The sequence below is a fragment of the Shewanella sp. SG44-6 genome (genome assembly GCF_014164185.1).
Taxonomy (GTDB): Bacteria; Pseudomonadota; Gammaproteobacteria; order Enterobacterales; family Shewanellaceae; genus Shewanella; species Shewanella vesiculosa.
Genome location: NZ_JACJER010000208.1, coordinates 1 through 4,927, shown reverse-complemented (window position 1 = coordinate 4,927; position 4,927 = coordinate 1). Strand labels below are relative to the sequence as shown.

3 protein-coding genes are annotated in these 4,927 nt (G+C 41.7%); 1 reads left to right on the top strand and 2 read right to left on the bottom strand.

Features of this window, described 5'->3' with window-relative positions; translation table 11 throughout:
- Positions 1 to 689 precede the first annotated feature (689 nt).
- Positions 690 to 1,904, bottom strand: coding sequence for a beta-ketoacyl-ACP synthase I (fabB, locus tag H5185_RS21215; protein WP_165870081.1), 1,215 nt, complete (start codon positions 1,902 to 1,904; stop codon positions 690 to 692).
- A gap of 132 nt (positions 1,905 to 2,036) precedes the next feature.
- Here fabB and mnmC point away from each other — a divergent pair, with 132 nt between their 5' ends.
- Positions 2,037 to 4,127, top strand: coding sequence for an FAD-dependent 5-carboxymethylaminomethyl-2-thiouridine(34) oxidoreductase MnmC (gene mnmC, locus H5185_RS21210; RefSeq protein WP_259396281.1), 2,091 nt, complete (start codon positions 2,037 to 2,039; stop codon positions 4,125 to 4,127).
- A 308-nt stretch (positions 4,128 to 4,435) separates the two neighbouring features.
- On the opposite strand, the gene H5185_RS22815 is transcribed toward mnmC, so the two are convergent.
- The coding region (locus H5185_RS22815) for an acyltransferase (RefSeq protein WP_220494512.1) at positions 4,436 to 4,927 on the bottom strand (492 nt) is incomplete at its 5' end.

Here is a 4,927-nt window from a genome sequence, read left to right as displayed (position 1 = left end):
CTAATTGCATTAGGGCTGCGGGTATATAAAACACCCGGTTCACAAGCCGGATATATGAAGGCAATGAATTTGTTTATCAACGCTTCGAAATCACTTGCAAAACGGGTGGGTCCATATATGACGTAAGTGAAAACATTACTGATGACATAAGTGAATACATTACTGGAACGACGAATAGGACGACATAACGTTGGCTCGAGGAGTAGGACAAAACGGCATTGGCCTAACTGATATGGAGAAACAGTGTTGGCCTAACGGATAGGACGAAATAACGTTGGCTCGTGGAATAGTACGAAACGGCATTGGCCCAACGTAGCCCAACGGATAAGGAAAAACAGCGTTAGCCCGACGGATAGGACGAAACAGCGATTGCCGAAGCCCACTACAGTCATCATGAAGTTTGCCTTCATTACGTATCCCCAACACCGTCATAACGGATCCCAGCGCCGTCATCCTTAATGCTTTTATCCCGGCTCAGAAACGCTGCCGGGACGTATTCCGCATTGACTTTTATAGTAGCTCACATCGAAGCGAGCTAGCATTTAGGCATTTAGCCTTTCCTATAAGCACAGCGTTCGCTTGTAATCGCCAGTTATCGTTTTTTCTCTAGGCAAAAGGCAACAAAAAAGCCAGCAAAGTTACCCAAGCTGGCTTTAACATCATTCGCGGCTTAAGCCACTAACAACGCATTATGCTTTATATTTACGCATCACTAATGTTGCATTAGTGCCACCAAAACCAAAGCTGTTGCTCATAATGGTGTTCAACTCAGTGTTACGCATTTCACGAACCACTGGCATGCCAATCGCTTTTTCATCAAGGTTATCGATGTTGATGCTTGGCGCAATGAAACTGTCTTCCATCATGATCATGCTGTAAATCGCTTCATGAACACCCGCAGCCCCTAAAGCGTGACCCGTCAAAGATTTGGTTGACGCGATAGCTGGCATTTTTTCACCAAATACTTCGCGTAACGCTTCAAGTTCACGCATGTCACCTACTGGAGTAGAAGTACCATGAGTGTTGATATAATCAACCGGCGTATCGACATCGGCTAATGCCATCTGCATACAACGCACCGCACCTTCGCCAGACGGAGCAACCATGTCGTAGCCATCAGATGTTGCGCCATAGCCAATAATTTCAGCATAAATCTTCGCACCACGTGCTAATGCATGCTCTAATTCTTCAACAACAACAATCCCGCCGCCGCCAGAAATAACAAAACCATCACGGTCAGCATCATAAGTACGAGACGCTTTTTCTGGGGTATCATTATATTTAGTTGATAATGCACCCATAGCGTCAAAGCCCATGGTTAATGTCCAATCAACTTCTTCAGCACCACCAGCAAACACCATATCTTGCTTACCCATCTGGATAAGTTCAACAGCATGGCCAATACAATGGGCCGAAGTGGCACAAGCTGAACTGATTGAATAGCTCATACCTTTAATTTTAAACGGTGTCGCCAAGCAAGCACTTGCGGTACTAGACATAATACGAGGTACTATATAAGGTCCTACACGCTTAACACCTTTTTCACGCAGCGTATCAGCAGCCTGAACTTGGTTTTTTGACGATGCGCCACCCGTACCAGCAATCAGACCGACACGAAAATTAGAATACTGTTCTTCTGTTAAATTAGCATCAGCAATCGCTTCCTGCATAGCTATGTAAGCATATGCAGCAGCATCGCCCATAAAGCGAAACGCTTTACGATCGATATGATCAGCTGGGTTCATTTTAATGTCGCCCCAAACTTTGCTGCGTAATTGCATTTCTTCAAACTGTGCCGAGTGAGTAATACCGCTACGACCCGCTTTCAATGACTCTGTCACTTCTTGCTTGTTATTGCCGATACTTGAAACAACACCCATTCCGGTGATCACGACTCTTTTCATTTTTATACTATCCATTTGGTACATGTCGGTACTTAATTGTGGCAATCATAGCTGCTTTAACGCAATTAAGTGGTCAGCTTTCCATAAACGCAGGTAAAATAATGCCAACTTATCGGCTCTGAGTAAAATATTTTGAATAAAACTACTTTGTTATCTACATCTAACAACTTACACACATTACCAATCTGTGAATTGTTAGGCGACAACGTCAATCAAAACAGTCGATATTCACAACAAGTTAACCACTATATCAGTACTGTATTGCAAACCAGTGACTATGATGCAAAATCTAACCGCAATCAGCGTGAATTATTAACGCTAGGTCAATTTAGTTTTGGTCATGGTCATGAAATCATACTGCTATTAGCAGCCTTACAACAGGTAAACCTGCAAAACGACTTAAAACAGGTTCACAAACGAGTTCATATTAGTGTATTTGAACCCATCGCCATAAACCGCAAGCAACTTGAACATCAATGGCAACAACAAGGGCTACTAAATACACATCATCCATTATGCCCTTTTGCTCACGCTTTGCTCGATTGTGAAATAGCTGCAATCGAAGGTTGCCAACGCCTAAGTCTCCTGCAAAGCCAAGTGACGATTGACCTGTATCAAGGTTTGCCACTGGAGCAAGTTAAGACTATCGCCACGCCGAATAAACAAAGGATAACACATTGGTTTGCCCTACCCCATACGAGCCTAGAGACTCATTCGGATCATTATTTTAATCAGCAACTGCTTTGGCAATGTGGACGCATTAGTACTGATAATGCAAGATTTTTTGCCAGTACAAGTCATGACGATGTCGCGCTATCCATTAATGAGCAATTATCACATTGCGGTTTTTTAACTGCCACATCATCGCAAGAAAATGATGACATTGCTATCGCAGAACGTCAGGCACTGAGACAACAAACCCACCAACAATTCGCTTATAACCCCATGCCTCCTTTACCTTCTAGCGACGGCAGTCCTATCGCTATTATAGGTGGCGGCATTGCTTCTGCAAGCCTTGCACTATCGTTAGCTGAACGCGGTAAAGACGTGGTCATTTATTGTAAAGATGACACATTAGGGCAAGGCGCCTCGGGCAACAAACAAGGCGCTATTTATCCGTTATTGACGCCAGAAAATGGCCCACTAAGTCAGTTTTTTCAACAAGCCTTTCTTTACAGCCGACGAAGAATTCAGGCTCTAGCGGATAATGGATTTAATGTTAGTCATGACTGGTGTGGTGTTTTGCACACAGGCTTTGATCAGCGCAGCCAAACAAGATTAGATAAAATCATTGATGGTCAAGCATGGCCAACTGAAATTGCTTTTAAGGTAAACCCGAGCCAAGCGACACAACTGGCCAAAGTGGATATCGATAAATCGGGCTTTTATTATCCATTAGGTGGCTGGGCCTGCCCGTTTGAATTCGCACAAGCTAGCATTATCAAAGCACAATCATTAGCCAAGGTTCGCGTTATCTATAATAGTGACATTAGCTCACTGGAATCACATCCATCTGGCTGGCAACTGCTTAGTGGCGAAAATAACACCCTTATAGCAAGTCACGACCAGGTCGTCATTGCATCAGGTGCTGAACTGACTCGCTACAAGCAAACAAAACAGCTACAAATCACCGGTTTTAGAGGCCAAGTCAGCCATGTTCCTCCACAAGGTGAATTGGCACAACTCAATACTGTTATCTGTGCTAATGGTTATCTTACGCCACAACACAATCAACTTCATTGCGTGGGAGCAAGCTATGTCAAAGACCCTAAGCACTTAGATTTCTGTCCATTAGAACAACATGAAAACAGTCTAAAAATGCAACAAAGCTTTCCCAATTCAAACTGGCCTAACGATATTGATGTTTCAAACAACGATGCCAGAGTTGGCGTAAGGATGGTCAGTCGCGATCATTTCCCAGTAATGGGCTGCGTTCCTGATGTTGACGCGTTATTTACCAGATATGCTGTGCAGCAGCAATCGAAAGACAAGCCTAGCCTATGGCAACGTTACTGGCAAACAACACCAGCACCAATTTATGACGGGTTATATGTATTAGGAGGGCTCGGCTCACGTGGCCTCAGCTCAGGCCCACTCGTAGCCGAATGCTTAGCAGCAAACCTCTGCGGCGAGCTATCACCACTAAGCCTAGAGCTACAAGCTTTGCTTAGCCCCAACAGAATGTGGCTGCGTAAATTGCTTAAAGGAAAGGCTTTGATGTGATAGTAAAACCATTCGAGGATGAGGACGATGAGCATTTATGCCATTGAGGTCACGATTTCATTATTCCAGTAACACTTATGAGCCAGAATCCACGTTTCGTCTTTTTAAAGACGAAACGTAAAAGCTAGATCCTTCCCGGTAGGGTTTCTGAGCCGGAATAAAAGTATTCTAGGATGACGGTTATGGACATGAGATAATGACATAGGCAAGTACTATAATATATGGTTCTATAAATAATCAAAGGCGCATACTGCACACAGAAATCCAAAACTTTTGTCATCAACGTCCCATACCAATAACATCAAAAGTTAACTGCGTTTTAAAAAAGTTAATAATTTAGAAAGCTTTTGTCCTTTTTTATTAATTTTATATTTTTCTCGGATAAATTTCATAGTCGGTATTTCAACTAGCCTTGATAATAGCGTTGCTAAAATTAAGCTAACAACTATAGCTATACTTATACCTAACAAAGGATTTAAATTTAACTCATAAAATTTGTTAATTATAATATAGCCGATATTTTGGTGAATTAGGTACAAGGAATAAGAAATACTACCTAAGAAAATAAAAGGTCTTATAGATAAAAACTTAACATAGCCTATAAGAGCAAAATAAAAAGCAAGATAAAAAAATGTAAAAATCAAAAAATATCTGAAAGAATATATCGCCAATGTTGAAAAGAGTGAAAATAATAGATAAAAATATAACAAATAAGTTCTTTTCTCATTAATTAGCTTATAAAAACATATCCCTGCAAGAAAGAAAGGCAAATACTTAAGTATAAAAATCTTGTAGATTGG